The organism is Leucobacter rhizosphaerae, assembly GCF_022919175.1.
In the GTDB taxonomy this organism is placed as follows: domain Bacteria; phylum Actinomycetota; class Actinomycetes; order Actinomycetales; family Microbacteriaceae; genus Leucobacter; species Leucobacter rhizosphaerae.
Window position 1 is genome coordinate 1,960,837 of the sequence record NZ_CP095043.1, and the last position, 25,783, is coordinate 1,986,619.

The following is a 25,783-nucleotide window of genomic DNA, read 5'->3' on the forward strand; positions in this document are numbered from 1 at the left end:
GGTCTACTGCTCGAGCGTCAGCGTGTCCAGGGACGTCTGGCCCGAGACCTCCATGTTCAGGTTGCCCACCCGCTTCGACGTGACGAGGTTCTGCGGCACCTCCACCACCGAGATGAAGCGGTTGGTGTCGCGGATGGCGCGTGCCCATGCCTCGTACGCGGCGGCCCGATCCTCGGGATCGATCGCCTGGCGGGCCTGGTCGGCGAGCGCCGCGATCTCGGGGGCCTCCTCGGCGGTCCAGTGGATGCGCTCCGCGAGGAGCCCACCGGGGCTGTGGATCAGGAACTGGCTCGCATCGGCGTAGTCCGGCGGGAAGGGCCAGAGCGCCGCCTGGACCTTGCCCTCCTGATTCGCCGTGCGCGACACCTGGGTGGGCGCGCCGTCGAGCTCGACCTTCATGCCGATCTCCTCGAGGTCGGACTGGATCTTCTGCGCAAAGAGACCCATATCCTGGCCGCCGACGGCGTAGTCGCTGCCGAACGAGATCGACAGGGTCTGATCCGCCATGCCGCTCGCGGCGAGCGCCGCCTTGGCGCCCTCGACGTCACGCGTCAGTCCTTCGCCCTCGGGGATCGAGCCGGCGAGTGTGGTCGGGATCACGCCCGTGCCCTGCCGGGATCCCTCGCCCGCCATCGCGACGATGCCGTCGTAGTCGAGGCCCAGCGCCACGGCCTTACGGAAGTCGTCGTTCACGGTCGGGCCGCCCGAGTTGGTGAGGGCGAAGTAGACGACCTGCGGCAGCGGCTGGCTGAGCACGTTCACCGAGCTCTCGTCGAGCTCGGAGACCTGCGGCGACGACAGCGACACGGTCATGTCGGAGCCGCCGTTCTGGATGTTCAGGATCTGCTGCTGGATGCTGCGCGAGTTGCGGACGAGCACCTTCGAGAAGTCGGGGGCATCGCCTCGCCAGGACTCACTGGCGACGAGCTCGACCTCGGCATTGGGCTCGTAGCTCGCGAGCGAGTACGGCCCGGACCCGAAGGACCGCGTGGAGAACACGTCGCCGGCGGCGTCGGCCTGCGCGGCGGTCTCGTCGGCGACCGCGCCCTCCTCCGCGACCGCGGCCGAGTCGTAGACCGAGAAGCTCTCGCTGACGAGCATGGCCGGCAGCTCGGGCTTCGGCACATCGCTCGTGATGACCACCACGTCGTCACCGTCGGCCGAGACGGTCAGCCCCTCCATGAGGTACGACGCCGGACCCTGCAGGTTCTTCAGGCGATCGAGCGAGAAGACCACGTCGTTCGAGGTGAGCGTGCCGCCGCTTTCGAACTCCACGTCGTCGCGGAGCGTGAACCGGTACTCGGTCGCGTCGTCGTTCATCTCCCACGATTCGGCGAGCTCACCCTCGATCTCGTCCGAACCCGGGGCGTAGCCGAGCAGCTGCTCGTAGACCTGGGCGTTGATGGTCGACGCCGAGACGTCGAAGGTCAGAGCCGGATCGAGCGTCGTGAGCTCCAGGCCGAGGTCGTAGATCAGGGTGGCGTTCGCGTCACCGGTCTCCCCCACCGACACCGGGCTCGAACACGCCGCGAGGGCGGTCACCGACCCGAGCGTCAGCGCGACCGCTGCTGCCCTGCGTAGTTGTGTGCTTGCCATTCTTGTCCTCCATCGCGACTCACTGGCGAATGCTGCGTATGACAGATCTTCAGGACTCGCGGACTCCGCCGTTGGCTTCGCGAGTTGTGACAAGCCTCCTGGGTCGCCGAACACCCCTCTATGTGCGGCGGCACAAGACTGACGGACATGCGTAGTGACCCCGAACAGTTCGCGGACCCATCGGTTACATTCGATGCGCAGCGACTTCGGAGCGTCATCGGATCGACGCAATTCCGCGGAATCATCTGATGATTTTGGGGGTTCGGCTGAGGTTGGAGCGCTGGTTCGGACGAGGTCGTCCGGAGCTCGTGCGCCCGAGTCGCCCCCTCAGACGCGACCCGTCATCGAGCTGCCATCGTTTCCGCGAGATGCCCCCGTCTCAGCGCCGAGGAGGTGGCATCTCGTATGGAGGGTGGCAGGTCAGCGGGGGTAGGTGGCCGGGGCGCTGTGACGTGCTTGGCGCACCACACCGTGCGGGATCCCGCACCTCTGCGCAATCCTGCGCCACTTCCGGCGGAGATCTCACGAAAGGCGGAGCGGATCCCCGGAAACCATCTGCAATGAGTGAGATTTCCGCCGTAAGTGGCGGGCAGGGGTACCCGGTGGTTCAGGAGCAAGACCGGGGAGGGCCGAAGCCCTCCCCGCCCGCTAGTGCCGCGCGCTCCGCGCCCGCACCACGGCGAACGCCGTCAGCGCGAGGCCGGCACAGGCCCAGAGAGCCAGCACCAGCGCCGAACCGTCGGCGCCGTCCGCACCGCTCGCGATCGCCTGGAAGCCCGAGAACGCCGCGCCGATAGGACTCGCGTCCCCGATGGCCGCGAGCGGTCCGGGAACGGTCGACACGATCCCGACCGCGAACGCCACGACCAGCAGCGCGAACGCGATGAACCGACCGAATCCGCCGAGCAGTGCCGACAGTCCCTGCACGACGAGGGAGAACGCGATCCCGGCCAGCAGCGCGAGGCCGAAGAACCCCAGGCCCTGCCCGAGGTCGTAGCCGAGCGCGATGGGGAGCACCACCCCGGCGATCGCTCCCTGCAGAGCACCGAGCGCGAGTGCGGGCAGCGCGCTCCGCACTGTGATCGAGCCGACCCCTCGAGCCGCATCCGTCGTGCGGCGCCACAGCGGCGACAGCACGAGGAACATCGCCAGGGCTCCGGCCCAGAGGGCGATCCCCGCGAACAGCGGCACGCCCGAGGCGTTGAAGAGCTCGTCGCTCGCGCCCCGCGCCTCGACGGGTGCCACCGCGGTCTCGGCGAGCGACTCGCTCTCCGCCTGCGTGTAGTTCGGGATCCCGGCCACGGCCTCACCCAGCCCCTTCGCGAGCTCACCCGCGCCGTCGGCCGACTGCGTCGCGCCGTCCGCGAGCTGCGCGGCACCATCGGCGAGCTCGGGGGTGTTTGCTGCGAGTTCCGACGTACCGGTCGCCAGTGCTGCCACGCCCGTCGAGAGCTGGGCCGTCCCGGCCGCGAGCTGAGACGCGCCGGTCGAGAGCTGCGCGGCACCACCGGCGAGACCCTCAGCGCCCGCCGCCAGTTGCTCTGCGCCGGACGCGGCCGCGGTTGTGCCGGCCGCGAGCGCCGTCCCTCCGGCCTTGAGCTGTTCGAGCTGCGAATCGGGGGCGGAGGCAGCAGTGAACCCCTCGATGAGCTGGTTCAATCCAGCCACGGCTTGCTCGACTGTCTGCCCGTCGCCTGGCGGCACAATGCCCGCGGCAATGAGATCGCGCATGCCGGTCAACGGAGCGATCGCACCGCCGGCGCCCTGCTGCAGCCCCGTGAGTGCCTCGTTCACTCCCGCCGTGTAGCCGTTCAGGTTGGCGGCGAGCCCTGCCATTCCGGGGTTGGCCGCGCCGTCACCCGTCGCGAACAACCGCACCCCGGCAGCGAGTTCCCCGGCACCGGTCGCGAGTTCGCTCGTGCCCGTCGCGAGGGCTCCGGCACCCGTGGACAGCGCCCCCGCCCCCGTCGACAGCTCGGTCGTGCCCGACGACAGCTCCTGCACGCCGTCCGACAGCTGCGCCGTGCCGTCGGCGAGCTGCGACGCACCATCGGCCAGCTGCGTGCCGCCGTCGGCGAGCTGCGACGCACCATCGGCCGCCTCGCCGATCCCGTTGCCCAGCTCAGTCATGCCCACGAAGATGTTGCCGACGAACTGCGATCCGAGCTGCTGGTTCAGCACGGACGTGGCCGTCTGCGTCACGATGCCCGAGAGCGCGGTGTCGATCAGCCGACCCTGGTCGCTCTCGGAGATGTCGATGTGCGCGGTCTCGGCCTTCTCGGGCCCCTCGGAGAGCGAGGTCGCGGCAGCGGAGAAGTTCTCCGGAATCGTGATCACGGTCGCGTAGCGGCCGTCCTTCAATCCCTGCTCGGCGTCATCCTCGTCGGTGAGCATCCACGTGAAGTTCGACGGCGCCTCATCGTCGCTCGCCCCCGCCGAGCTCCCTGCATCCCCGCCGATGAGCTCGCCGGCGAGCACACGCCCGAGCGGCACGGTCTGACCGTCGACCTCGACCGGCACGTCGTTGTTCACGACGGCCGCGGTGATGGTGTCGAGGCGCTCGCTCGGGTTCCAGAGCCCCCAGAGCAGCACCCCCGCGACGGTGAGCGGCACGAGGATCAGGCCGAGGATCGTGGTCCAGCGCACGGGCTTGGTGCCCGTGACCCGGGTGAGTGCCGGGCGCGGCAGCGTCGAGGTCATCGCACCTCTCCTTCCGAGATCTGAGCGAGCACCGCGGCCGGGTTCACGGCCCCGGGCGCCGCGGCGGGTGGCGTCGTGGCCGGCTCGGGATCGGGATCCGCCACGACCGCCGATGCGTCGTCGAGTCGCACGAGGGTGATTCCGTCGGGCAGGATCCGGTCGGCGAGCGCCCGGTCCCCGAGCACGACCACCGTGAAGCCCGCGGTACGACCGCGCGCATCGTCGGCGCCGCGCAGCTCGGCCATCCGCGCCGCCATCGCCGAGCGCATGGCGTCGACGCGGTCGAGCGGGATCGGGGCCTCAGCGGCCGCGCGGAGATCAAGCAGCAGCACGGCGGGGTGATCCCGCAGCGCCTCGCGCAGCGACGTCGTGTCGGCCCACGCCGACCGCGAGCGCAGCGACGACGCCCGCTCGGGCAGCAGCAGACCGTCCACCTTGAGCGTGCCGGCCTTCACCGGTCCGCGTCCGGTGATCGCGCGGGCGAGTGGCAGCGAGGCCGGGTGCCGGGGATCCAGCAGCAGCCCCTGGCCGTGCGCGAGGCGCAGCCCGTCGACCTTCACCCCGCCCGGCAGCAGGAGGCGGTCGGCCGCGATCGCCGCGTGCGGCATGTCCGCGGGCCACTCGGCGTGCGCGAGCTCGCGCGCGAGCCCCTCACCCTCGACGTCGAAGGACGGCAGCACCTTGGCGAGCCAGCGCGGCATGCGCCAAGCGCGGTCCCCGAGGAGCGCGAGCACCGCGGGCACGAGGGTCATGCGCACGATGAACGCATCGACGAACACGCCGACCGCGAGGCCGAGCGCGATCACCTTGATGCTCGGATCCCCCTCGGGCACGAACGCCGCGAACACCGCGAACATGATCAGCGCGGCGGCCGTCACGACCTTCGCGCTGCCCACGAAGCCGCGCCGGATCGCCGACTGCGCGTCGGCGCCGTGCACGTACTCCTCGCGGATGCGGGAGACCAGGAACACCTCGTAATCCATCGCGAGCCCGAAGAGCACGCCCATGAGAATGATCGGCATGAAGCTCAGGATCGGGCCGGTGGACGCCACGTGCAGCAGGTCGCCGAACCAGCCCCACTGGAACACCGCGACCACGGCGCCGAAGGCCGCGCCCACGGACAGCAGGAAGCCGAGCGTCGCCTTGATCGGCACCCACACGGAGCGGAACACCATGGCGAGCAGGATCAGCGACAGCCCGACCACGAGAATCCCGAACGGCAGCAGCGCCTGCATGAGCAGCGCCGACACATCGATCGCGACCGCGGTGAAGCCGGTCACGGCGAGGCTGACGCCGTACTCCGCTTCCCACTCGTCGTGCATCTCGCGCAGGGTGTGCACCAGCTCCGTGGTGCTCTCGGCGTGCGGCCCTTCGTCGGGCACGACCTGGATGATGCCGGTGTCCGCCCCCTGGTTCGGGGTCGAGAGCGGCACATCCGCGACGCCCGGCACCTTGCGCACCTCGTCGGCGAGATCCTCCATGAGGCCGAGCGGATCGGTGCTCGTGATGATCGACCCCGTCAGCAGCAGCGGTCCGTTCGCACCTTCACCGAAGTGCTCCCCCGTGAGCTCGTAGGTGACGCGCGCCGGATCCTCGGCGCTCAGCGACGTCGCGTTCGGAAGCGCCAGGCGGAGGTCCAGTGCCGGCACCGCAGCGACGCCGAGCAGCACGAGGATGGAGAGGATCGTGACGAGGGGGCGCTTGGTGGCGACGCCCACCCAGCCGCCGAAGAACCGGTCGGCGCGCGACGGCGCGCGCAGCGCCTCGGCGTGCGCGGTCGCGTCGGCGGATGCGCCCTCCGCGGCGCTCTCGCGCAGTGCGCGGCGCTGCTTCTTGGGCAGGATCTTCATGCCGGCCATCGCCATCACGGCGGGGGTCAGGGTGATGGCGATGAGCACGGCGATCGCGACCGCGGCCGCGGCCGCCACACCGAGTGCGGTGAGGAACGGGATGCCCGCGACCGAGAGGCCGACGAGCGCGATGATCACCGTGAGCCCGGCGAACACCACGGCCGAGCCCGAGGTCGCGGTCGCCCGTGCGATGGACTCGTCCACGCTGAGCCCGGCGCGCAGCTGCTCCTGGTGCCGGCTCACGATGAAGAGGGTGTAGTCGATGCCGACCGCGAGCCCGAGCATCAGCGCGAGCATGGGCGTGGTCGATGTCAGGTCGACGAACGCGGTGACGAAGAAGAGGCCCGCGATCGAGACGCCGACGCCGAGGATCGCGATGAGCAGCGGCATGCCGGCCGCGATGAGCGAGCCGAGCGTGAGGATCAGCACGACGAACGCGATCAGCACACCGATCGCCTCGGTCGGGCTGATGGCGGGGACCGAGGTCGAGAGCGCCTCGCCGCCGTAAGAGGCCTCGGCCCCGGCCGGGAGCTGATCCCGGATCTCGTCGGTGGTCTGCTCGATCGCGGCGATGGTGTCGGCCGAGACGCTGCTGACCTCGCCCTCGATCTGCACCGTGATGAGCGCGGCCTGCCCGTCGTCGGAGAGTCCGCCGCTCGCCTGCTCGCTGAACGGGGTCTGCACGGCGGTCACACCGTCGGCGTCCTCGAGGTCCGCCGAGGCATCCTCGATGATGGTCCTGTACGGGGCGTCCTCGACGCTCTCGCCGTCGGCGGCGACCACGATGATGGTGGCGCTCGTGCCGCTCACCTCGGGGAAGGTGAGGCCGAGCTGGGTGATCGCCTCCTGCGACTCCGTGCCGGGGATCGTGATCGGCGCGTTGGCGCCCTGGCCGAACAGCGCGGCACCCGTGCCGAGCAGCGCGAGCACTGCGATCCAGAGGATGAGGACGAGCGTCTTCGCGCGCGTCGCCCATCGGCCGAGGGCATAGAGGATCGTGGACATGCGGGCCTTCCGGTGGCGTCTGCAAGGATCGAGCACCCGCGTGGATCGAACGACAGCGGAGGTCGAACCGTCGTGCCGGCCGCTCCCACCAGTCGATACACAGGTGTATCGGTTTCGATACACAAATGTATCCGTCCCAGCCTCCGAAGCGGCTGAGTATGCGATGATGAGGGCCATGTGCCCCGAATCCGACGCGTCGCCCGCGCCACTGGCGACCGCTGGATCGGTGCCGAGCACCGGATCGACGGCGAGCACCGGATCTATGTCAAACACCGAAGCGGCGCCCAGCGCACGACGGCAGGAGACCCGAGGCCGACTGCTCGACGCCGCAACCGAGGTATTCACGGAAGAGGGGCTGCAGGGCGCGTCCGTCGAGGCGATCTGCAGTCGGGCCGGATTCACCCGCGGCGCCTTCTACTCGAACTTCTCCAGTAAAGAGGAGTTGTTCCTCGCCCTCCTCGAGCGCGAGTTCTCCCGCCGGGCCGCCGACCTCGAGGCCAAAGCGCTCGAGCTCGAACCCACACTGCGCGAGCGCGGCTGCATCTCGCCGCCCGAAGCGGCGCAGTACATCGTGGAGTTCTTCGCGCCGTCGCGCAACGCCTCCGCCTGGTTCGTGCTCGAGGCAGAGTTCCTGCTGCTCGCGATGCGGGATCCCTCCCTCGCTCCGGGGCACGACACCTTCATGGACCGCTTCTACGCGAATATCTCGGGCGCGGTCGACCGGGTGATCGCCGCGGCAGGCCGCCGCTTCGTGATGCCAGTCGAGCGCGCGATGCCCGTACTCAGCGGCGTCTACGAGCAGGTGCTGCGGACCTCCGTGCTCGCGGGGGACGAGCCCGATGGTGCACTGGATCAGCTCGGCGAGCGGCTCGCGGAGCTGCTGTTCGCGATCACCGAGGTGTCGGAGGCGCCGAACGCCGGCGGCACCGGCGCACCCGCGTCCGCTGACGACGCACCCGCCCCCCGCTGACGCAGGCCGCGCTTGCACGCGGACTCACCCGCACGCTCACATGCGGCAGCACGCATCCGCGCAGGGCTCGCGCTCGGCGGCATCTGCGGACGCCGTCGCGGGGGTGGCGCAGCACACGTCTCCGCGGAGGGCAGCGACACCCTCGCGGATCGCCAACGCGGCGATCACGAGGGCCGCCACGGAGTCCGCCCAGGCCCACCCGAGCAGGCTGTTGAGCACAAGGCCCACGAGCAGTGCGGCCGAGAGATACGTGCAGATGAGCGTCTGCTTCGAGTCCGCCACCGCGGAGGCGGAACCGAGCTCCCGGCCGGTGCGGCGCTCGAACCAGCTCAGGAACGGCATGACCGCCAGGCTGAGGGCCGCCAGCACGATCCCGACCGTCGAGTGCTCCGGTTCGCGGAGACCGGCGAGCGACAGCACCGCGTCGACCGTGACGTACGCGGCGAGACCGAAGAAGGACACCGCGATCACCCGGAGCGCGACCCGCTCGCGCCGCTTCGGATCCGGCGCCGCGAACTGCCAGGCCACCGCCGCCGCCGAGAGCACCTCCACGATCGAGTCGAGGCCGAACCCGATGAGCGCCGCGGACGACGCGATCCCTCCCGCGATGAGGGCGATGACCGCCTCGATCACGTTCCAGGTGATCGTGATCGCCACCACGATCCGCACGCGGCGCGAGAGCACGTCGCGTCGCGCGGGCGTCAGGATCGCGGTCATCCCTCGCCTCGCTGCTCGCAGCAGCCGGCGACCGCGCATCCCGGGTCCACGCAGGGCACCTCCGCGTCGACCGCGAGCGTGACGTCGACGAGCGCCGAGAGCGCGGCGCCGATATGCGGATCGGCGATCTCGTAGCGCGTGCGGCGGCCCTCGGGTTCCGCGACCACGATGCCGCATCCTCGCAGACACGCGAGGTGATTCGAGACGTTCGTGCGCGTGAGACCGAGGTCGAGCGCGAGCTGCGCCGGGTAGCCCGGCCCCTCGACCAGGGCGAGGAGGATCCGGGAGCGGGTAGCGTCCGCCATCGCGCGACCGAGCCGGTTCATGACGTCGAGACGGGAGGTAATGGTCAGCATGTACTGACCATACAGCGAATACTGACCAATGTGAAGGTGTGCGGAACTCTGCGGATCACTCGTGCACGGGCTTGGCGTACTCCGGCGGGGCCCCGACCTCGGCAACCGTGTGCCCGCTGCAACACTCCCGGGTCACCGACGCCCGCTCGATCCGCGACACCATGAACCACCGCATCGCATCGCGCAGCCGGCACCACCCGACCAGGTACCAGCGGCCGTTCGTCGAGGCGAACAGCACCGGCTCGACGTCGCGGGTGGTCGTGTCACCGTTCCCGGACGTGTACCGGATCCGCACCACTCGCTGCTCGGCCATCGCCTCTTCCAGTGCCGACCTGACGGCGCGCGACGGCGCGGGATCCCGATCGACCCAGACCCGCGCGGCCAGCTCGCGGGCGCGCCGGCGCGTGCGCGGGTCGAGGGCGTCGAGGATCTTTCGGGCGCCCGCCGCTGCCAGGTCCGAGAACGGCGCATCGCGCGCCGCGCTGGCCGCCGTCAGCAGCGCTACCGCCTGCTCCGAGGAGAGGGACACCTGCGGCATAGACACGCCTGGGGCGAGCCCGTACCCGCCGCCCGGGCCGGGCCGGGACCAGACCGCCGAGCCACTGCGCTCCAGCGCCGCCAGATCCCGTTTGATGGTGCGCACCGACACCTCGAACTCCCGCGCGAGGCGCTCGGCGGAGGTGCCGCGCGAGCCGGCCCGACGCAGCATCTCGGTCAGGGCGTGGAGGCGTTCAGTTCGCTTCATCGGAACCCACTCGCATATTCATGTCACTAATAGTGACACTCTGCTGTCCCGGGGTGCTGCGAGAGTGGGGCCATGACTCCCACCAACGGCACCCCATCCATCATCCTCATCGCGGGCCACTGGCTCGGCGGCTGGGCCTGGGACGAGGTCCGCGCCCTGCTCCCCGCCGAGCGCTTCCGCGTCGCCGCGCCGACCCTGGCCGGACTCGACGGCGACGACCCGGATCGGTCGCGGGCCACGCTCGACGACCAGCTCGCCGGCATCCTCGACGCGATCGGGCACGCCGGCGGCTCGCGGGAGCACCCGGTGACGCTGGTCGCCCACAGCGGGGCGAACGCGCCGGTGACCCTCGCCCTCGACCGTCACCCCGAGCTGGTGCGCCGGATCATCTGGGTCGATTCCGGTCCCGTCGCTCCCGGAACCGCGTTCGCGCCGGACGCTCCGGAAGATCTCGCCGAGTTGCCGCTGCCCCCCTTCGATGCCCTCGGCGCGCAGGCGAGTCTGGCGGGCCTCGACGCCAACATGCTCGCGCGCTTTCGCGCTCGGGCCGTCCCGGAGCCCGGGCCCGTGCTCCGCCAGTCGGTCGACCTCTCGAACGACGCGCGCCTCGCGGTGCCCACCACCCTGGTGTGCTGCTCGATCTCGAGCGCGCAGGTCCGCGAGCTGGCCGACGCGGGGCATCCGATGTTCGCCGAGGTCGCGCGACTCGCGCACCTCGAGACCGTCGACCTGCCCACGGGGCACTGGCCCATGTGGAGCCGCCCCGGCGACCTCGCGGCGATCATCGCGTCTGCCGTCTCCTGACACCGCGGTCGTCTGACCCCACGGCTCAGACGCCGCGACTCAGACGCCGCCGACCGGCACCGTCGCACCCCACTCGAAGGCACCGCTGAGCGCGGCCTCGAACTCGCCTTCGGCCTCCACAACCCCGAGGCTCGGGATCCGGTCCACCAGCGTGCGCCGTGCCGCGACGACCGTCACCTCCATGCCGAATCCCCCGCCGAAGAGCTGCCGCAGCGGCGCGCTGACGAACGCATCGATCACCGGGTCGGGGCCGCCGCCCTGCGTGGTGACGATCAGCGCGGAACGGCCCGCGAACGGCTGCGTCGGGGTGTCGAACGCCGCCGTGATGCCCGGCACGTGCACCAGATCGATCCACGCCTTGAGCGTCGACGGCACCGCGTAGTTGTACATCGGGGCGCCGAGGACCACCGCGTCCGCCGCGAGCAGCTCCGCGATCAGTTCGCGCTGCAGCGCGTCAGTGGCCTCGTCGAGCGGCTCGCCCTCGCGCAGTCGCTCGGGCCAGTGCTGCGAGCGCTCGCGCAGGTGCGGCGGCGGATCGAGGTGCAGATCCCGCGTCACGACATCGAAGTCCGCGCCCCGGGACTGCCACCCGCGTGCGCACTCGGCCGTGAGGATCCGGCTCCGCGAGGCGGGATCGGCGATCGCGGAGTCGAGGTGCAGCAGCGTGGGCATCATCGGCCTCCTTCGGTCAGATCAGAATACTCATCGGGTGCTCGATGCGCTGCTGGAAGGCGGCGAGCCACTCCGCGGCGAGCGCACCGTCGAGCACACGGTGGTCGGCCGACAGCGTCACCGTCATGACCGTGGCGACGCCGAGCGATCCGTCCGCCTGCACCACGGGACGCTGCTCGGCCGCACCGACCGCCAGGATCCCGGACTGCGGTGGGTTGAGGATCGCCGAGAACTCGCTCGTCCCGTACATCCCGAGGTTCGAGACCGAGAACGAGCCGCCCTCGAGCTCGTGCTGCTTGAGCTTGCCGTCGCGGGCGCGGCCGGCGAGATCCCGGATCTGCGCCCCCAGCTGCCCCAGCGAGAGCTTCTCCACCCCGCGCACGACCGGCGTCAGCAGCCCGGCGGGCACCGAGACCGCGATCGCGATGTCCACGCCGTCGAACGTGCGCGTGGCTTCGTCCGTCCAGATCGCGTTCGCCGCGGGCACATCGGTGAGCGCTCCGGCAACGGCCTTCACGACCAGGTCGTTCACCGACACCTTCACCCCGTCGATCGCATTGATCTGCGATCGGAGCCCGAGCAGGGCGTCCATGCGGCAGTGCGCGACGAGGTAGAAGTGCGGCACGGTCGACTTGCTCTCGGTGAGTCGCCGCGCGATCGCGCGCCGCATGCCGGTGTGCGGGGTGTCGACGTACCCGGCCCCGGGCAGCGCCTGAGGGGTCGCTGCGGGTGCGGGCGTCGCGGCGGCCGGTGTCGCGGGCGCCTCTGTCGGAGCTGCGGTCGCGCGATCCGCCGCGGGCTGGAGCGCCTCGACATCGCGCCGCACGATCCGACCGTTCGGGCCGCTCCCGGTTACGCCCTGCAGGTCGAGCCCGCGCTCGCGCACGAGCTTCCGCACGAGCGGGCTCGCGAACTGCCGGTCGCCGGCGTCGGCTTCGGGCGCCGCCGCGGATCGCTCGGGTTCGGGATCGGCCGTCTGCGCCACCACGGGCGCCTCCTCGAGCGCGGGCGCCTCCTCGGGTGCGAGGTCCGCGTCCTGCGCCGCAACCGAACCCTCGGCCTCGGGCTCCGCTGCTCCGGCTTCCGGGACGACGGCCGGGTCGCCGTCGACGCCCGCCTCGGCGAGCGCCTCGTCCGCCGACTGCCCGCCGGTCGCGAGCACGGCGATGGGCGTGCCGACGGCGGCCGCGACCCCGGCATCCAGGAGGAGGCCCGCGAGCACTCCCGCGTCCTCCGCTTCGTACTCGACCGTGGCCTTCTCGGTCTCGATCTCGACGATCGGCTGGCCCGAGGTGATCTCGTCGCCGACCGCGACCATCCAGCCAGCGATCGCCGCCTCAGCCGTGCCGGTCGCGATCTCCGGCATCCGCACGATGATGGCCATCACTTGCCTCCCATTGCTGCGCGCACGCGTTCGAGGCCTTCGACGACCTCTTCGGTGCCGGCGATGGCGGCACGCTCGAGCACCTTCGAGATGCTCGGGCTCGCCTCGCCGCCGGTCACTCGGTCGACCGGCTGGTCGAGCCAATCGAAGTAGCGGCGCTGGATCTCATCGGCCAGCCAGGCACCGTAGGAGGAGCCACGAGCGCCCTGCTCCACGATGAGCACCGCGTTGGTCTTCCGAATGCTCTCGCCGATCGTGTCCCAGTCGATCGAGGCGCGGTCGAGCCAGCGCAGGTCGATGACCTCCGCGTCGATCCCGGTCTGCTCGACGGCCGCGAGCGCGTCGTCCACCATCGACAGGTAGGTGAGCACCGTGACATCCGCCCCCTCGCGCCGCACCGCGGCCGCGCCCGGCGGGATGATGTAGTCGAGGTCGGTGTCGGGAATGCGATCCGCCTTGCCGTACAGCCCCATGTGCTCGATCACGAGCACGGGATCTTCGAGGGCGAGTGCGGCGTTCATGAGCCCGACGTAGTCGGCGGCGTTCGAAGCCGCCACGATGCGCCAGCCGGCCTGCGTCGCGAAGATGCCGGCCGGGTCCATGAGGTGCTGCGAGCCGTAGCCCGAGCCCATGGCGACCTTCGTGCGGAGCACGAGCGGCACCGTGTTGTTGTCGCCGAACATGTGGCGGGCCTTGCCCACCTGGTTGAAGACCTGGTCGGCCGCGACCCACATGAAGTCGGGGTACATGAACTCGACCACGGGTCGGATCCGTCCGTCGAGCGCTGCGCCGCCCGCGAACCCGAAGAACGCGTTCTCGCTGATGGGGGTGCCGACGACCCGCTTCGAGCCGTATTTCTGCGCGAGCCCCTTGGTCGCGCCGTTCGTGCCGCCGCCGAGCCGGTGCACGTCCTCGCCCAGCACGACGATGCGATCGTCGGCCGCCATGCGGCGGTCCATCGTCTCCGCCACGGCATCGACGAACTTGATGTCGCGCCACTCGCCGCCGATCTCCGCGGGCTCCTTCGCCTCCCACGCGTCGAGCTCGGAGGCGTCGCCGCGGATCCCCGTGTCGACGACCGCGGGATCGGGCCACAGCGCGGGCCGGATCCGTCGTTTGCCCTCGCGCTCCGGGTCGTCCTCGATGACCTTCGTCACCGCGTCGGACATGGCCTGTTTGGCCTGATCCCGCACCGCCGCGGTCTCGGCCTCCGACAGGTACCCGAGTTCCTGCATCTTCGACGCGACGAGCAGCAGCGGATCGCGGGTGCGCCACTCCTTCTCCTCGGCCTTCGGGCGGTATCCGAAGGCACTGCCCGGGAAGGGGCCGTTCTGGTGGAAGAAGCGGTACACCTCGGCCTCGATGATCGCCGGGCCCTCACCCGCGCGCATCTGCGCGAGCGCCTCCTGGGTCGCGAGATGCACGGCGAGCGGATCCATGCCGTCCACGCGCCACGACGGCACCCCGAAGCCCTGTCCGCGCACGGAGAATCGCGGATCGGCCGTCGCCTCGCTCGCGTGCGTCGACACCGCGTAGAGATTGTTCTCGATGAAGAACAGGATCGGGGTCTTCCACGCCGCCGCCAGGTTCATCGACTCGAGCACGGAGCCGATCTGGCTCGAACCGTCGCCGAAGTAGTTGATCGAGACGTCATCGGTCCCGGCGAACTGCTGCGCCCACGCGTTGCCCGCCGCGAGCGGTGCCCCGCCGCCGACAATGGCGTTCGTGCCGAGCGCGCCGGCCTCGAGCCACTGCAGGTGCATCGATCCGCCTCGGCCGCCGGAGAAGCCGCTCGCGAGCCCCAGGATCTCGGAGAGCGTGCGGTCGAGCATGGCCTGCATATCGGCGTCGACGAGCGCGCTCAGGTCGAGCGCTCCGCCCGACACGTGCGTGATCGCCTTGGCGAGGAACTGGTGGTGCCCGCGGTGCGAGCCATTCACGCCGTCGGTCGAGCGCAGGGTGAGGATCGAGCCCACGGCGCCGCCCTCCTGGCCGATGCTCGAGTGCGCGGGTCCGTGGACGAGGCCGGCGCCTGCGAGCTCCAGCACCGACTCCTCGAAGGTGCGGATGAGCTGCATCTGCCCGAGCATCGTGGCGAGCAGCGCCGGGTCGGCCTTCTTCCAGTCGGCGGCGGTGGTGGTCAGCTCGACCCAGGGCACGCCCGTCTCGAGTGTGCGGCGTCTCGGCATGTGCTTCTCCAGTGATCGATCGTCGGTACTGCCCCCGACGATACGGTCAATTGGATTCAATCGCAAGCCAATCTCGCCAATTGTTCCGCACTTCTCGGCGCATTAGTGAATATTTGGATACAATCAGGAAGAAATCAACCCGAGGAGGCGTCATGGCAATACCCGGCATTCGCGGCACCGATCACATCGGATTCACGGTCCCCGACCTCGACGAGGCGCACCGGTTCCTCGTCGACATCCTGGGCTGCGAGCCGATCTATACGCTCGGCGCCAAGCGCTCGGACGACGACTGGATGCAGACCCACATCGGCGTGCACCCGCGCACGGTGATCTCCGAGATCCGCTTCTACCGCCTCGGGCACGGCACGAATTTCGAGGTCTTCCTCTACGAGCCGGCCGACGGGCAGCTCCCCGAGCCGCGCAACAGCGACATCGGCGGCCACCACCTCGCGTTCTACGTCGACGATCTCGACGTCGCCGTCGCCTACCTGCGGGAGCAGGGGGTCGAGGTGATGGGCGAGCCGACCGCAAGCGCGCAGTCGGCGAAGGGGCAGCGCTGGATCTACTTCCGCTCCCCCTGGGGCATGCAGTTCGAACTGGTGAGCTTCCCGGACGGCAAGGCGTACGAGTCGGGTGCCGAGCGGGTGCTGTGGCATCCCGCGCACCCGCAGAACTGACGTACGGTGGTGGGGTGACGAACAGCCGAGGAGACGACATGGCGACGACCGAAGCCCCCGGCCAGCGCGGCGGCGACGCCGGGGCGCGCGTCGCCGAGCGCCTGCGCGAGGAGATCCTGCGCGGCGCGCTCAGCCCGGGCGACCGGATCCTGCAGGAGGAGCTCGCGGAGCGCTTCGGTGCGAGCCGGGTGCCGATCCGCGAGGCGATCCGGATCCTGGTGCACGAGGGGCTCGTGACCACGGTCGCGAACTCCGGCTCCTGGGTCGCCCGTCTGACCCTCGCCGAGTGCGAGGAGGTGTACCTCATGCGCGAGCGGCTCGAGCCGCTGCTGCTGCGGTACAGCGCGCCGCACCTCACGGACGCCGACTTCGCGGAGCTGCAGTCGCTGGCGGCGCGCGTCGCGGACGCCTCCACCGCGGGAGACGTCGACGGGTTCCTGCGCTTCGACCGCCAGTTCCACCTTGCGAGCTACGCGCACGCCGAGACCCAGCAGCTCGGCGACCTCATCTCGAAGCTGTGGAACAGCACGGCACCGTACCGGCGCGCGTACGTCGCGACCTGGTCATCGGATCTCCAGCGGCTCGCCAACGACGAGCACCACCTGCTCATCGAGACGCTGCGCGACCGCGACATCGACGAGGCCGAGCGGGTGCTCGCCGGACACATCCGGCGCACCCGGCGGCAGCTCGCGAGGCACCCGGAGATCTTCGGCGGGGAAAGCTAGTACTCGTTGGCGATGAAGAGCTCCTGGGCCGGGAACTTCGTCAGTACCGTCGTCCCGGTGTCCGTGACGACCAGCTCCTCCTCGATGCGAGCCGCCGAGACCCCGTCGGAGGCAGGGAAGTAGGTCTCCATCGCGAACACCATGCCCGGCCGGATCTCCACCGGATCCTCGAAGGAGTTCAGCCGGGAGATGATGGGGCGTTCATGCAGCCCGAGCCCCAGGCCGTGCGCGAACTGCAGTCCGAACGCCGCGAGCTCATTGTCGAACCCGAAGTCCTGCGCCTTCGGCAGCACCTTCGCGACGTCGTCGCTGCCGACCCCCGGGCGGACCGCATCGATGGCCGCGTCCATCCACTCCCGCGCCCGCGCGTAGGCGTCCTTCTGGATCTGCGTGGCAGAGCCGACGCCGAAGGTCCGGTAGTAGCACGTCCGGTAGCCGTTGAACGAGTGGATGATGTCGAAGAAGGCCTGGTCCCCGGGCCGGATGACCCGGTCGGTGAAGTTGTGCGGGTGCGGGTTGCACCGTTCGCCCGAGATCGCGTTCACCGCCTCGACCTGCTCGGAACCCATGGCGTACAGTCGCTCATTCGCCAGCGCGACGATCTCGTTCTCTCGGATTCCGGGCTTGAGCACGTCGACGATGTCCTGGTACACCCCGTCGACCATCGCCGCGGCCTGGTTGAGCAGGGTGATCTCGTCGATGGACTTGATGACGCGGGCGTCCAGCATCGGCTGCTGGGCGTCGGCGATGCGCAGCCCCTGCCGCTCCATCTCGAACAGGAAGGGCGGTTCGATGATGTCGACGCCGATCGGGGCGTCGGCGAGGCCCTCGGAGGCGAGGATCGACCTGATCTCGGCGATGGCGGTCCGCATCAGCCCGGCCCGGGGCGCGACCGCTCCCCGGAACCCCAGGAACCCGGCACGGTAATCCTCCTCCGAGGCCCACTGCGAGTACAGCTGATGGTGCTTCACCGCGGACCCGAAGTCCCAGAGGATCGGATCCCGGCCCGGCAGCAGCAGCGCGTATCGGATCATCTTGTCGCCGAGCGCCCCGCCGATCCAGGTCTGCGTGGTGTACCGAATGTTGTAGAAATCGAAGAGCAGGAAGGCGCCGCACCCCGAGGCCGCGAGCGCCTCCTGCGCACGTCCCAGGCGGTATCGCCGGAGGCGGTCGAAATCGACCCGCGATTCGTAGTCGACCCCGGCGTGGCCGGGAGCCGGAATCGGCCGGCTCCAGTCGTACTCGGGTGACAGCTCGGAACGCCGGTGTCCCGGCCGAGCATCGGGTGCGGACATGTCTCTCCAGTCGATCTCGGGACGGGTGGTTCGGGACGGGTGATCCGGCACGGGCCGCGCGGGATCGCGGCCCGCACCAAGCTGGCTCGGCTACTGCGCGGTGTAGCCGCCGTCGAGCACGAGCTCCGCGGCGGTCATGTAGCTGGATTCGTCACTCGCGAGGAACAGCGCGCCGTTCGCGATCTCGCGGGAGGTGCCGAGACGCCCGAGCGGGGTCTGCGCGAGCACCCCTGCGGTGATCTCCGCGTCCTGCGCCTCGATGAGCGGGGTGTCGATCAGGCCCGGATGCAGGGAGTTGCACCGGATCCCGTCGCCGATGTACGACAGTGCGACGTTCTTGCTGAGCAGTCGGACCGCCCCCTTGGACGCGGTGTACGCGGCGACACCGGCGGCGCCGGCGATCCCCCAGATCGACGAGGTGTTGATGATCGAGCCGCCACCGGCAGCCTGCATGTGCGGAATCACCGCCCGGCACCCGTAGAAGACACCATTGAGATTCACGTCGATCACACTCCGCCAGTCGTCGAGCGCGATGGTCGCCACCGGCTCGTACGACTGCACGATCCCGGCGTTGTTGAAGAGCACGTCGATGCGCCCGTGCTCCGCGATGATCGCGTCAACGACCCGACCCCAGGCCTCCTCGGAGGTGACGTCGAGCTCCACGGCGGTGATCCGATCGGACTCGTAGGCGCTGCCGGGGCGGAGATCCGCGGCGATCACGATCGCGCCCTCCTCCGCGAACCGCTCGGCGGTGGCGCGCCCGATGCCGCCTGCCGCCCCCGTGACCAGTGCGATCTTGTCGTTCAGCCTCATTGCGTCCTCCAGTGATCTCGGTCGTGCGTGCGTCGGCTAGAGCGCCGCGGTCAGTTCGACGTGCACCTTCAGGTTGCGCGACGCGTCCCGCGACGCGGCGATCGCGTCGATCGCGCCATCGATGGGGAATCGCTCCGTGACGAGCGGCGAGAGGTCGATGCCGGTGCGCTCCAGGAAGCGGATCGCCTCCGGCCATACCCCGGGCGAGCCGATGGTGCCGACGATGCTGAGCCCCTTCGACTGGATCAACCCGAGCGGGGCTGACGCCTCACTGCCCACGTTGATGCCGATGAAGCCGAGCCTGGCGCCGTGCGCGGCGATGCGGATCGCGTTGGCCATCACGTTCGGATTGCCGCTCGCCTCCATGACCACACTCGGACCCCGCTCGTCGGTGAGCGACGCGAGCAGCGCCTCCGCCTCTGCCGGATCGACCGCGTGATCGGCACCGAGCTGCAGCGCGGCGTCGCGACGCGCGGCCGATGGCTCGACGGTCACGACCACGGCGCCGAGCGCGTGCGCCGCAGCCGTGGTCATCAGGCCGACAGGGCCGGCGCCGAGGACCGCGACCGTGTCACTCGCGTTGATGTTCCCCACGGACATGAGCGCGTGGTACGCGACCGTGAAGGTCTCGATGAGCGCCGCGCTCGAGTAGTCGATGCTCGCCGGGATGCGGTGCAGCCACTCGGGCCGCGCCACGAAGAAGTCGGCGATCGCGCCGCTGATCGAGAATCCGAAGTGATCCTCCCCGATCACGCACTCGCCGACGACCCGGTCTCCCACCGAGAAGTCGGTGACCCGCTCCCCCACGGCGACGATTTCGCCCGCCCACTCGTGCCCCGGGATGATCGGGTAGCTGAACGGGATGATGTAGCGCCCCTCGAGGAGCTCGATGTCCGAGTGGCAGATCCCGACAGAGCGAGCCGCGACGAGCACCTCGTCGGCTCCGATCTCCGGAACCGGGAGCTCGGAGACCTCCGGGGTGTTCTCGTCGAGGAACTGCAGCGCTTTCATCAGATAACTCCTTTGTCGGCCGAATGATCACCGGTGGGCGCACCCTCGCCCCACCCGATTCATTCAGGCACACTAAGCAAAACGTACAGTCTTAGCGTACACTGTTTCGCAGTCCAGACCATAGTCAGAACGTTCAAAGGGGATCTCCGTGCCAGAGCATCACAGCGCGCAGCGCGCACTCGTCGTGGGAGCCAGCGGCATCTCCGGACAGGCCGTCTGCCGGCGGCTCATCGCCGAGGGCTGGGAGGTCACCGGCCTGAACCGCTCGGAGCTCAGCCTCGACGGGGTGCAGGGGCTCCAGGCGGACCTGCTGCGGCCCGAGACCCTGGAGCCCCTCCGCGATCTCGCGCCCCACGCCGTCTTCATCACTACGTGGATGCGCATGGAGACCGAGGCCGAGAACATCCGCGTGAATCGCCTCGCGATGGCGAATCTCCTCGCGGCTCTCGAGCCGGCCGGATCGGTCGCGCACATCGCGTTGATGACCGGACTCAAGCACTACCTCGGCCCGTTCGAGGCCTACGCGAGCGGCGCCTCGGCCGACACCCCCTTCCACGAGGAGGAGCCGCGCATCGAGATCCCGAACTTCTATTACGCACAGGAGGACGAGCTCTTCGCGTCGGCGGAGCGCCTCGGTTTCACGTGGAGCACGCATCGCGCGCACACGGTGATCGGTTTCGCGACGGGCAACACCATGAACATGGCGCTCACGCTCGGCGCCTACGCGGAGATCTGCCGCGCGACCGGCACGCCCTTCATCTTCCCCGGGTCGGCGACCCAGTGGAACGGCGTCACCGACGTCACCGATGTCGACCTCCTCTCCGAGCAGATGGTCTGGGCGGCGACCACCCCGGCCGCCGCAGACACGGCATTCAACATCACCAACGGCGACGTTTTCCGGTGGCGCTGGATGTGGCCGCGGATCGCCGAGCACTTCGGCGTGCCGTGGGAGGGGCACAATGGCGAGGACCGGCCCCTGGAGGCCCGGATGGGCGGGGCTGCAGAGATCTGGGCGCGGATCGTCGCCGAGCACCACCTCGTGGAGCCGGATCTCGCCCGCGTCGCGTCGTGGTGGCACTCGGACAGCGACCTGGGCCGTCCGATCGAGTGCTTCGCCGATATGCGCCGCAGCCGCGAGCGCGGCTTCGACAACAACCGGGTCTCGCTCCGCAGCTTCCTCGACGCGTTCGACCGCTACCGAGCGGCGGGCGTCCTGCCGGCCCGCTGACCCCACCCCGCACGCAGCAGAGCCGCGGCCTGAGTGATCAGCCGCGGCTCTGCTGCGTGCGGGGCGCCCTCGCTCAGGACGCGCTGGCTGCCCCGGGTCAGGACGCGGCGACCCGGTTCTTGACCCGCGCGCGAACGACGGAGTAGACCACGGCGGCGACCAGGATCATGAGCCCCTGCAGGTAGTACTGCCACGACTGGTCGAGCTTCAGGAAGAACATCGCGTTCAGCACCTGGGTCAGCAGGAGCGCGCCGAGCAGGCTGCCGACGAAGGTGCCCCGCCCGCCGAACAGGCTCGTACCGCCGAGCACCACCGCGGTCACGCTGGTGAGGGTGTAGTTGACGCCCTGGGACGCGTCGCCGACCCCGAGCTGGGCCATCAGCATGAGCGCTCCGAGGAAGGTGAGCAGGGACGCGAAGATGTACGCGCTGATCACGGTGCGGTTGATCTTCACGCCCACCCGACGCGCATTCGCCTCGTCCGAGCCGGTGGCGCGGAGCTTCCACCCCCAGATCGACTTCTTCAGCGCGAACTCGAGCCCGGCAGTGCAGACGAGGAGCAGGAGGAAGGCGACCGGGATCATGCCGAACACCTTGAACTGGATCACGTCCGACACCGCGGTGTCGATGTTGCCGCCCGGAGTGGGACGCAGGATGAAGCTGAAGCCCTGCAGCGCGAAGTACACGGCGAGCGTCGCGGCGATCGCCGTGAACTTCAGGTATCTGATCAACAGTCCGTTCACGAGCCCGGTCGCGATCGACACCAGGATCATGGCCGCGAGCCCGAGCAGCATGGACGCGACTTGGGCCCCGCCCGAGAAATAGAACGAGGCGATGACCACGAGCATGCCCGCGAGCGGTCCGACCGACATGTCGATGCCGCCGAGCAGCAGCGCCATCGTCTGCCCGAGCGCGATGAAGCCGAGCGCCGTCGTCAGGGTCAGCACGGAGGTGACATTGAAGGCGTTGAGGTACTTGTCGTTCAGGCCGAGGATGTACCCGGCCAGGCCGATGATCACGACCCCGAGCAGCAGCACCGGCGCGTAGTCCCCCTGCAGGAACCGCGACAGCCGACTCGTTCCACCGGGGCGGGCGTTGACGGCCGTGAGCGTCTCGGTCTTCGAGCTCACCGCGGTGTGCACCATGCGGTCCTCCTGAATGTCGTCACCGACGAGGTCGGCGACCACTTGGCCGCGCGACAGCACGATGACGCGATCGCACAGCCCCTCGAGCTCCTTCGCGTCGGACGAGGCCACGATCACGGGGGTGCCCTGCGCGGAGATCTCGCGGATGATCCGGTAGAGCTCGGCCCGCGCCCCGACATCGACGCCCTGCGTCGGTTCGTGAGCGAGCACGAGCTTCGGCCGGGCGAGCACGGTGCGCGCCATCACGACCTTCTGCTGGTTGCCGCCGGAGAGGGCGGACACCTCGGCGTCGAGCGAGGGCGCCTTCACGGCCAGGGAGCGCAACTGCTCCGTCACGAGGTCGAGCTCGGCCCGTTTGCTCAGCCCCGGACCCTTCCGGAACCGCTTGAGGGCCGCGATCGCGGCGTTCTCGCGCACGGTGAGCCGCATGATGAGGCCCTCGTGGTGCCGGTCTGCCGGCATGTAGCCCGACGAGCTGAGCAGCGCCTTCGCGCTCAGCTCCTGTCCGTCGATCACCACGGACCCCTCGTGCGGGGCGAGACCTGCGAGGGCGCGCATGAGCTCCTCCTGGCCGTTCCCCACGACGCCGGCGATGCCGATGATCTCCCCCGGCTTCGCCGAGAACGAGACATCGTGCACCCCCTCGGCGCTGAGGTGCTCGATGACCAGGTTGGGGGCGTCGTCATTCGCGGGGTGCTTGTCGGGAAAGGCCGATGCGAGGCGGCGACCGACGATCAGGGAGAGCAGTTCGTCGTCGGTGACGTCGCTGATGTCGGCGTCCGCGCGGGCCACGTGCCCGTCGCGGAGCACGGACACGCGCTGCGCGAGCTGCCGGACCTCGGCCATCCGGTGGGTGATGTAGACGATCGCCGTTCCCTCGGCCGTCCACTCGGCGACGAGGTCGAACAGCATGGCGACCGCCTCGCTGCCGAGCGGCGCGGTCGGCTCGTCGAGCACCAGCACCTTCGGATGCACGGCGAGCGCCTTGGCGATCTCGAGGAGGTGCTTCTGCGCGACACTGAGGTTCTCGACGCGATCGGCGAGGTGAACGTTGAGACGCACGCGCCCGAGGAGCTCGCGCGCGACGTCCGCGGCGGGCCGGCCCGCGAAGACCGAGGACGGCAGTGCGACCCGGAGGTTCTCCAGCACGGTGAGATCCGGGAGCACCGCGGGGTGCTGGTGCACGATGGCGATGCCGAGCGCGGTCGCCTGCGTGGGGGTGAGCGAGCTGAAGGTCTCGTCGCCCACGGTGATGGTGCCGCTGTCCGGGATCAGAGATCCCGTCGCGACGTTCATCAGCGTCGACTTGCCGGCACCGTTCTCACCGAGGAGCGCATGGACCTCACCCGCGTGGATGGTGAGGGATACGTCGGTGAGCGCGGGCACACCCGAGAAGCTCTTGCCGATCCCGTCGAGGGACATGACGGGCCGTTGCGCACTGGCGTCGCTCTGCTGCACGTTGGTTTCCTTCGTTACTGATTCCGAGTGCGTTGGCGGAGGCCGCACGGCCCCCGCCAACGCACCCGGTGATCTGACTAGTTGCCGATGAGGGCTGCCTGGTCCTCGCCCGACAGCGCGGAGGAGGAGAGGTAGATGTCATCCGGCAGATCCGGCTCGCACTGCACGGGCGCATCGGTCGAGGTGGAGTCCTCGAAGACGCCGCCGGCGTACGCGGTGTCGGCGGGCACCTCACCGCCGGTGGCGCGCGCGATGGCGTGCTGCACGGCGAGGGCGATGTTGTCGGTTCCGGTCTTGATCGTCATCATCTTGAAGTCCGGGTTCGCCTCCTGGTTGTCGGTCCAGAAGCAGCCGAGCACATTGCCGTCGGAGGCCGCGAGCGCCGGGATCGAGCGTCCGGCCTTTTCGAACTCGGGGAGCGCTCCGACGAGCGAGGGGCCGTAGTCGGAGACGATCACGTCGATCTGCGGGTGCTTCGCGATGGCCGCGGTCAGTACCTGCTGCGTCTTCGCCGGATCCCAATCGGTGATCTCGAACGGCTGCTCGCCGATGAACTCGTACTTGTCGTCGCTCAGCACCTCGTCGAGGCCGCTCTTCTCGTCGAGTCCCTGCGTGGTGCCCGCCGGGCCGCTCAGGAAGAGTACCTTGGCGCCGTCGGGGAACTGCTCCTTGATCCAGTTGCCGAAGGTGCGTCCGTCCTCGACGTAGTCGGAGCCGACCCAGATGTCGTAGTCCTCACCCTCGGCACCGCCGACACCGTCGCGGTAGGGCACGGTCACGACGCCGGCGTCGTGCGCGGAGCGGAGTGCGGGAAGGATCGCCTCACCGGAGGCGGTGTGCACCACGATCGCGTTCGATCCGGTCGCCACCGCACCGTTGATGTCGGAGATCGCCTTCTGGGTGTCACCCTGGCCGTCGATGATCTCGAACGACGTGACGCTCGGGCACTTCTCGGCCTCCAGCTTGCCCGTCTCAGCCGCGATCTTCCGCCAGCCGTTGACGATGTAGCCGTCGAGGAACGTGACGCTCGCCTCGTCGGGTCCGCACCAGGCCGGGGCATCGCCGGTGCCGCCGCCCGATCCGCCACCAGCTTCGTCGCTGGTGCCGCCGCTCGAGCACGCGGTGAGGAGAAGCAGGCCGGCCGAGAGCGCCGCAGCTCCGGACAGCAGTTTCTTGGAGATTCTCATGCTGGTTCCTTTTCTGTGAATCGGTGGATGAAACAATCGAAGGTGTTCGGCTCAGGCCGAAGCGGGTTCCGCCGCGGCGGATCTCCGGGACAGCAGCCATCTGCGCACGCGACCCCAGTTGATGGTGTAGATCGCGACGCCGAGCACCAGCGCCCCCGCCTGCATGAGCGTGCGCGCCGCGTACGGGACGCCGAGGGCGAGCGAGAACTGCTCGAGCTGGGTGAGGAAGAAGGCCGCGACGATGGTCGCCACGGGGAAGCCGCGCCCACCGAGGAGCGAGGTCCCACCGAGCACGACGACCGCGACGGAGGGCAGCAGGTAGTTGTTCCCGAGGTACGCCGTCGGCTGGGCCACGATCCCCGCGAGCATGATGCCGGCGAACGAGTAGAGCAGCTGTGCCCAGACGTACGCGCTGACCTTGTGCGTGCGCACCCGGAGGCCCATGGCGCGCGTCGCGGCCGGGCTCGCGCCGACCCCCTCGAACCGACGGCCTGCGACGGTCTTCTTCAGGAGGAGCGACACGAGGAGCAGCACGACGACCAGCATCAGCAGGGTGTTCGGGATCCCGAGCACGTTGCCGTTGGTGATGCTCGCGAGCAGGGACGTCGTGGTGCGGGGCACCCCGCCCGAGATCGCGAGAATCGCGCCGAACATGAGTCCGTTGCTGCCCAGGGTGGTGATCACGGCGTTCAGGCCCATGACCCCGACGAGGAAGCCGTTGATGAGGCCGCCGACCACCGCGAACACCACGCAGAGGAGCACTGCGAGGCCCAACCGACCCGAATCACCATTGGGCACGTGCGTCGAGAGCACCACCGCGATCGACACGGCACCCGGAACTGAGAGATCGATGCCCGACTGCTGCACCACGAGCATCTGCCCGAGTCCGACGATCGCGAGCACGGACGCGAAGGGGATCACGCCGAGCAGGACGCCCGGGGCGAGGCTGGAGGGCGCGACGAGCAGCCCGAGCACCAGGATCGCCACGAGGGCGATGACCATGGTCACGAGTCCCTGTGAGACGTGCACGCGCGAGCCGGGGAGCACGGATCGCTGAGTCTCGACTGCCATTCTCTCTCCTTCGAAAACATGACCTCACGGGTGACTGGAAGCACACATGATGTTGAGTGAGACTTTACAATCAGTGACCCGATGTTTACAAACCCGAAACAGTAACAACTTGATATCGGCCCGTGCGCGCCGTGTGCCGTGTCAGGATCGGAGTGTGACCCCGCGGCTGTACGTCTTGAGCGCACA

The 25,783-nt window shown here is 69.7% G+C and carries 20 protein-coding genes; 5 read left to right on the plus strand and 15 right to left on the minus strand.

The features are described 5' to 3' along the window. Positions 1-3 precede the first annotated feature (3 nt). From MUN76_RS09035 to MUN76_RS09045, 3 genes are all read right to left on the minus strand, one after another. Complete coding sequence (locus MUN76_RS09035; protein WP_244684073.1) at positions 4-1,596, minus strand: ABC transporter substrate-binding protein; 1,593 nt, start codon at positions 1,594-1,596, stop codon at positions 4-6. A gap of 648 nt (positions 1,597-2,244) precedes the next feature. After that, positions 2,245-4,296: a YhgE/Pip domain-containing protein gene (locus MUN76_RS09040; RefSeq protein WP_244684075.1), complete on the minus strand. Its 2,052-nt coding sequence runs from the start codon at positions 4,294-4,296 to the stop codon at positions 2,245-2,247. Then, the gene (locus tag MUN76_RS09045) at positions 4,293-7,151 is read right to left on the minus strand and encodes an MMPL family transporter (protein WP_244684076.1); all 2,859 of its coding nucleotides are present in this window, start codon (positions 7,149-7,151) and stop codon (positions 4,293-4,295) included. Before MUN76_RS09045 ends, MUN76_RS09040 begins: the two co-directional genes overlap by 4 nt. Before the next feature lie 262 nt (positions 7,152-7,413). On the opposite strand from MUN76_RS09045, the gene MUN76_RS09050 reads away from it, so the two are divergent. After that, the gene (locus MUN76_RS09050; protein ID WP_244684078.1) at positions 7,414-8,121 is read left to right on the plus strand and encodes a TetR/AcrR family transcriptional regulator; all 708 of its coding nucleotides are present in this window, start codon (positions 7,414-7,416) and stop codon (positions 8,119-8,121) included. 36 nt (positions 8,122-8,157) lie between these two features. On the opposite strand, the gene MUN76_RS09055 is transcribed toward MUN76_RS09050, so the two are convergent. Genes MUN76_RS09055 through MUN76_RS09065 form a run of 3 tightly spaced genes read right to left on the minus strand, consistent with a single transcriptional unit; the run spans position 8,158 to position 9,939 of the window. Next, the gene (locus MUN76_RS09055) at positions 8,158-8,838 is read right to left on the minus strand and encodes a cation efflux transmembrane domain-containing protein (protein WP_244684080.1); all 681 of its coding nucleotides are present in this window, start codon (positions 8,836-8,838) and stop codon (positions 8,158-8,160) included. Continuing rightward, positions 8,835-9,194: a Cd(II)/Pb(II)-sensing metalloregulatory transcriptional regulator CmtR gene (gene cmtR / locus MUN76_RS09060; RefSeq protein ID WP_244684082.1), complete on the minus strand. Its 360-nt coding sequence runs from the start codon at positions 9,192-9,194 to the stop codon at positions 8,835-8,837. The genes MUN76_RS09055 and cmtR overlap by 4 nt, the downstream gene beginning before the upstream one ends. Positions 9,195-9,249: 55 nt before the next feature. Then, the gene (locus MUN76_RS09065) at positions 9,250-9,939 is read right to left on the minus strand and encodes a helix-turn-helix transcriptional regulator (RefSeq protein ID WP_244684084.1); all 690 of its coding nucleotides are present in this window, start codon (positions 9,937-9,939) and stop codon (positions 9,250-9,252) included. Between the two features lie 72 nt (positions 9,940-10,011). Between MUN76_RS09065 and MUN76_RS09070 the strand changes: the two genes are divergently transcribed. Next, a complete protein-coding gene (locus MUN76_RS09070; RefSeq protein ID WP_244684086.1) occupies positions 10,012-10,743 on the plus strand; it encodes an alpha/beta fold hydrolase in 732 nt (243 codons plus the stop codon). Positions 10,744-10,782: 39 nt separating this feature from the next. Here the strand turns inward: MUN76_RS09070 and MUN76_RS09075 are convergent, their stop codons facing one another. Genes MUN76_RS09075 through MUN76_RS09085 form a run of 3 tightly spaced genes read right to left on the minus strand, consistent with a single transcriptional unit; the run spans position 10,783 to position 14,988 of the window. Beyond that, positions 10,783-11,418, minus strand: a complete 636-nt coding sequence (locus MUN76_RS09075) for an FMN-dependent NADH-azoreductase (protein ID WP_244684088.1) — start codon at positions 11,416-11,418, stop codon at positions 10,783-10,785. A gap of 13 nt (positions 11,419-11,431) precedes the next feature. Beyond that, entirely contained in the window at positions 11,432-12,799 is a 1,368-nt protein-coding gene (locus tag MUN76_RS09080) for a 2-oxo acid dehydrogenase subunit E2 (protein ID WP_244684090.1), read from the minus strand. Further along, positions 12,799-14,988, minus strand: coding sequence for an alpha-ketoacid dehydrogenase subunit alpha/beta (locus MUN76_RS09085; RefSeq protein ID WP_244684091.1), 2,190 nt, complete (start codon positions 14,986-14,988; stop codon positions 12,799-12,801). The genes MUN76_RS09080 and MUN76_RS09085 overlap by 1 nt, the downstream gene beginning before the upstream one ends. A 152-nt stretch (positions 14,989-15,140) precedes the next feature. Between MUN76_RS09085 and MUN76_RS09090 the strand changes: the two genes are divergently transcribed. Together MUN76_RS09090 and MUN76_RS09095 are read left to right on the plus strand one after the other, a co-directional pair. Continuing rightward, positions 15,141-15,665 carry a VOC family protein gene (locus MUN76_RS09090; protein WP_244684093.1) on the plus strand — a complete coding sequence of 175 codons (525 nt, stop codon included), beginning with the start codon at positions 15,141-15,143 and terminating at the stop codon, positions 15,663-15,665. A gap of 38 nt (positions 15,666-15,703) precedes the next feature. Continuing rightward, positions 15,704-16,390, plus strand: a complete 687-nt coding sequence (locus MUN76_RS09095) for a GntR family transcriptional regulator (RefSeq protein ID WP_244684095.1) — start codon at positions 15,704-15,706, stop codon at positions 16,388-16,390. On the opposite strand, the gene MUN76_RS09100 is transcribed toward MUN76_RS09095, so the two are convergent. The 3 genes from MUN76_RS09100 to MUN76_RS09110 all read right to left on the minus strand — a co-directional run bounded on the left by MUN76_RS09100 (position 16,387) and on the right by MUN76_RS09110 (position 19,509). Further along, complete coding sequence (locus MUN76_RS09100) at positions 16,387-17,685, minus strand: M24 family metallopeptidase (RefSeq protein ID WP_244684097.1); 1,299 nt, start codon at positions 17,683-17,685, stop codon at positions 16,387-16,389. The genes MUN76_RS09095 and MUN76_RS09100 overlap by 4 nt on opposite strands. A 90-nt stretch (positions 17,686-17,775) precedes the next feature. After that, positions 17,776-18,498 carry an SDR family NAD(P)-dependent oxidoreductase gene (locus MUN76_RS09105; protein ID WP_244684099.1) on the minus strand — a complete coding sequence of 241 codons (723 nt, stop codon included), beginning with the start codon at positions 18,496-18,498 and terminating at the stop codon, positions 17,776-17,778. A gap of 36 nt (positions 18,499-18,534) precedes the next feature. Next, a complete protein-coding gene (locus tag MUN76_RS09110) occupies positions 18,535-19,509 on the minus strand; it encodes a zinc-dependent alcohol dehydrogenase (protein WP_244684101.1) in 975 nt (324 codons plus the stop codon). Between the two features lie 148 nt (positions 19,510-19,657). Between MUN76_RS09110 and MUN76_RS09115 the strand changes: the two genes are divergently transcribed. Then, positions 19,658-20,737 carry an SDR family oxidoreductase gene (locus tag MUN76_RS09115; RefSeq protein ID WP_244684103.1) on the plus strand — a complete coding sequence of 360 codons (1,080 nt, stop codon included), beginning with the start codon at positions 19,658-19,660 and terminating at the stop codon, positions 20,735-20,737. A 97-nt stretch (positions 20,738-20,834) separates the two neighbouring features. Here MUN76_RS09115 and MUN76_RS09120 read toward each other — a convergent pair whose 3' ends face one another. From MUN76_RS09120 to MUN76_RS09130, 3 genes are all read right to left on the minus strand, one after another. Next, positions 20,835-23,339, minus strand: a complete 2,505-nt coding sequence (locus MUN76_RS09120) for an ATP-binding cassette domain-containing protein (protein ID WP_244684105.1) — start codon at positions 23,337-23,339, stop codon at positions 20,835-20,837. Positions 23,340-23,416: 77 nt separating this feature from the next. Next, positions 23,417-24,526 carry a substrate-binding domain-containing protein gene (locus MUN76_RS09125; protein ID WP_244684107.1) on the minus strand — a complete coding sequence of 370 codons (1,110 nt, stop codon included), beginning with the start codon at positions 24,524-24,526 and terminating at the stop codon, positions 23,417-23,419. 51 nt (positions 24,527-24,577) lie between these two features. Further along, entirely contained in the window at positions 24,578-25,597 is a 1,020-nt protein-coding gene (locus MUN76_RS09130; protein ID WP_244684109.1) for an ABC transporter permease, read from the minus strand. Positions 25,598-25,783: the final 186 nt, after the last annotated feature.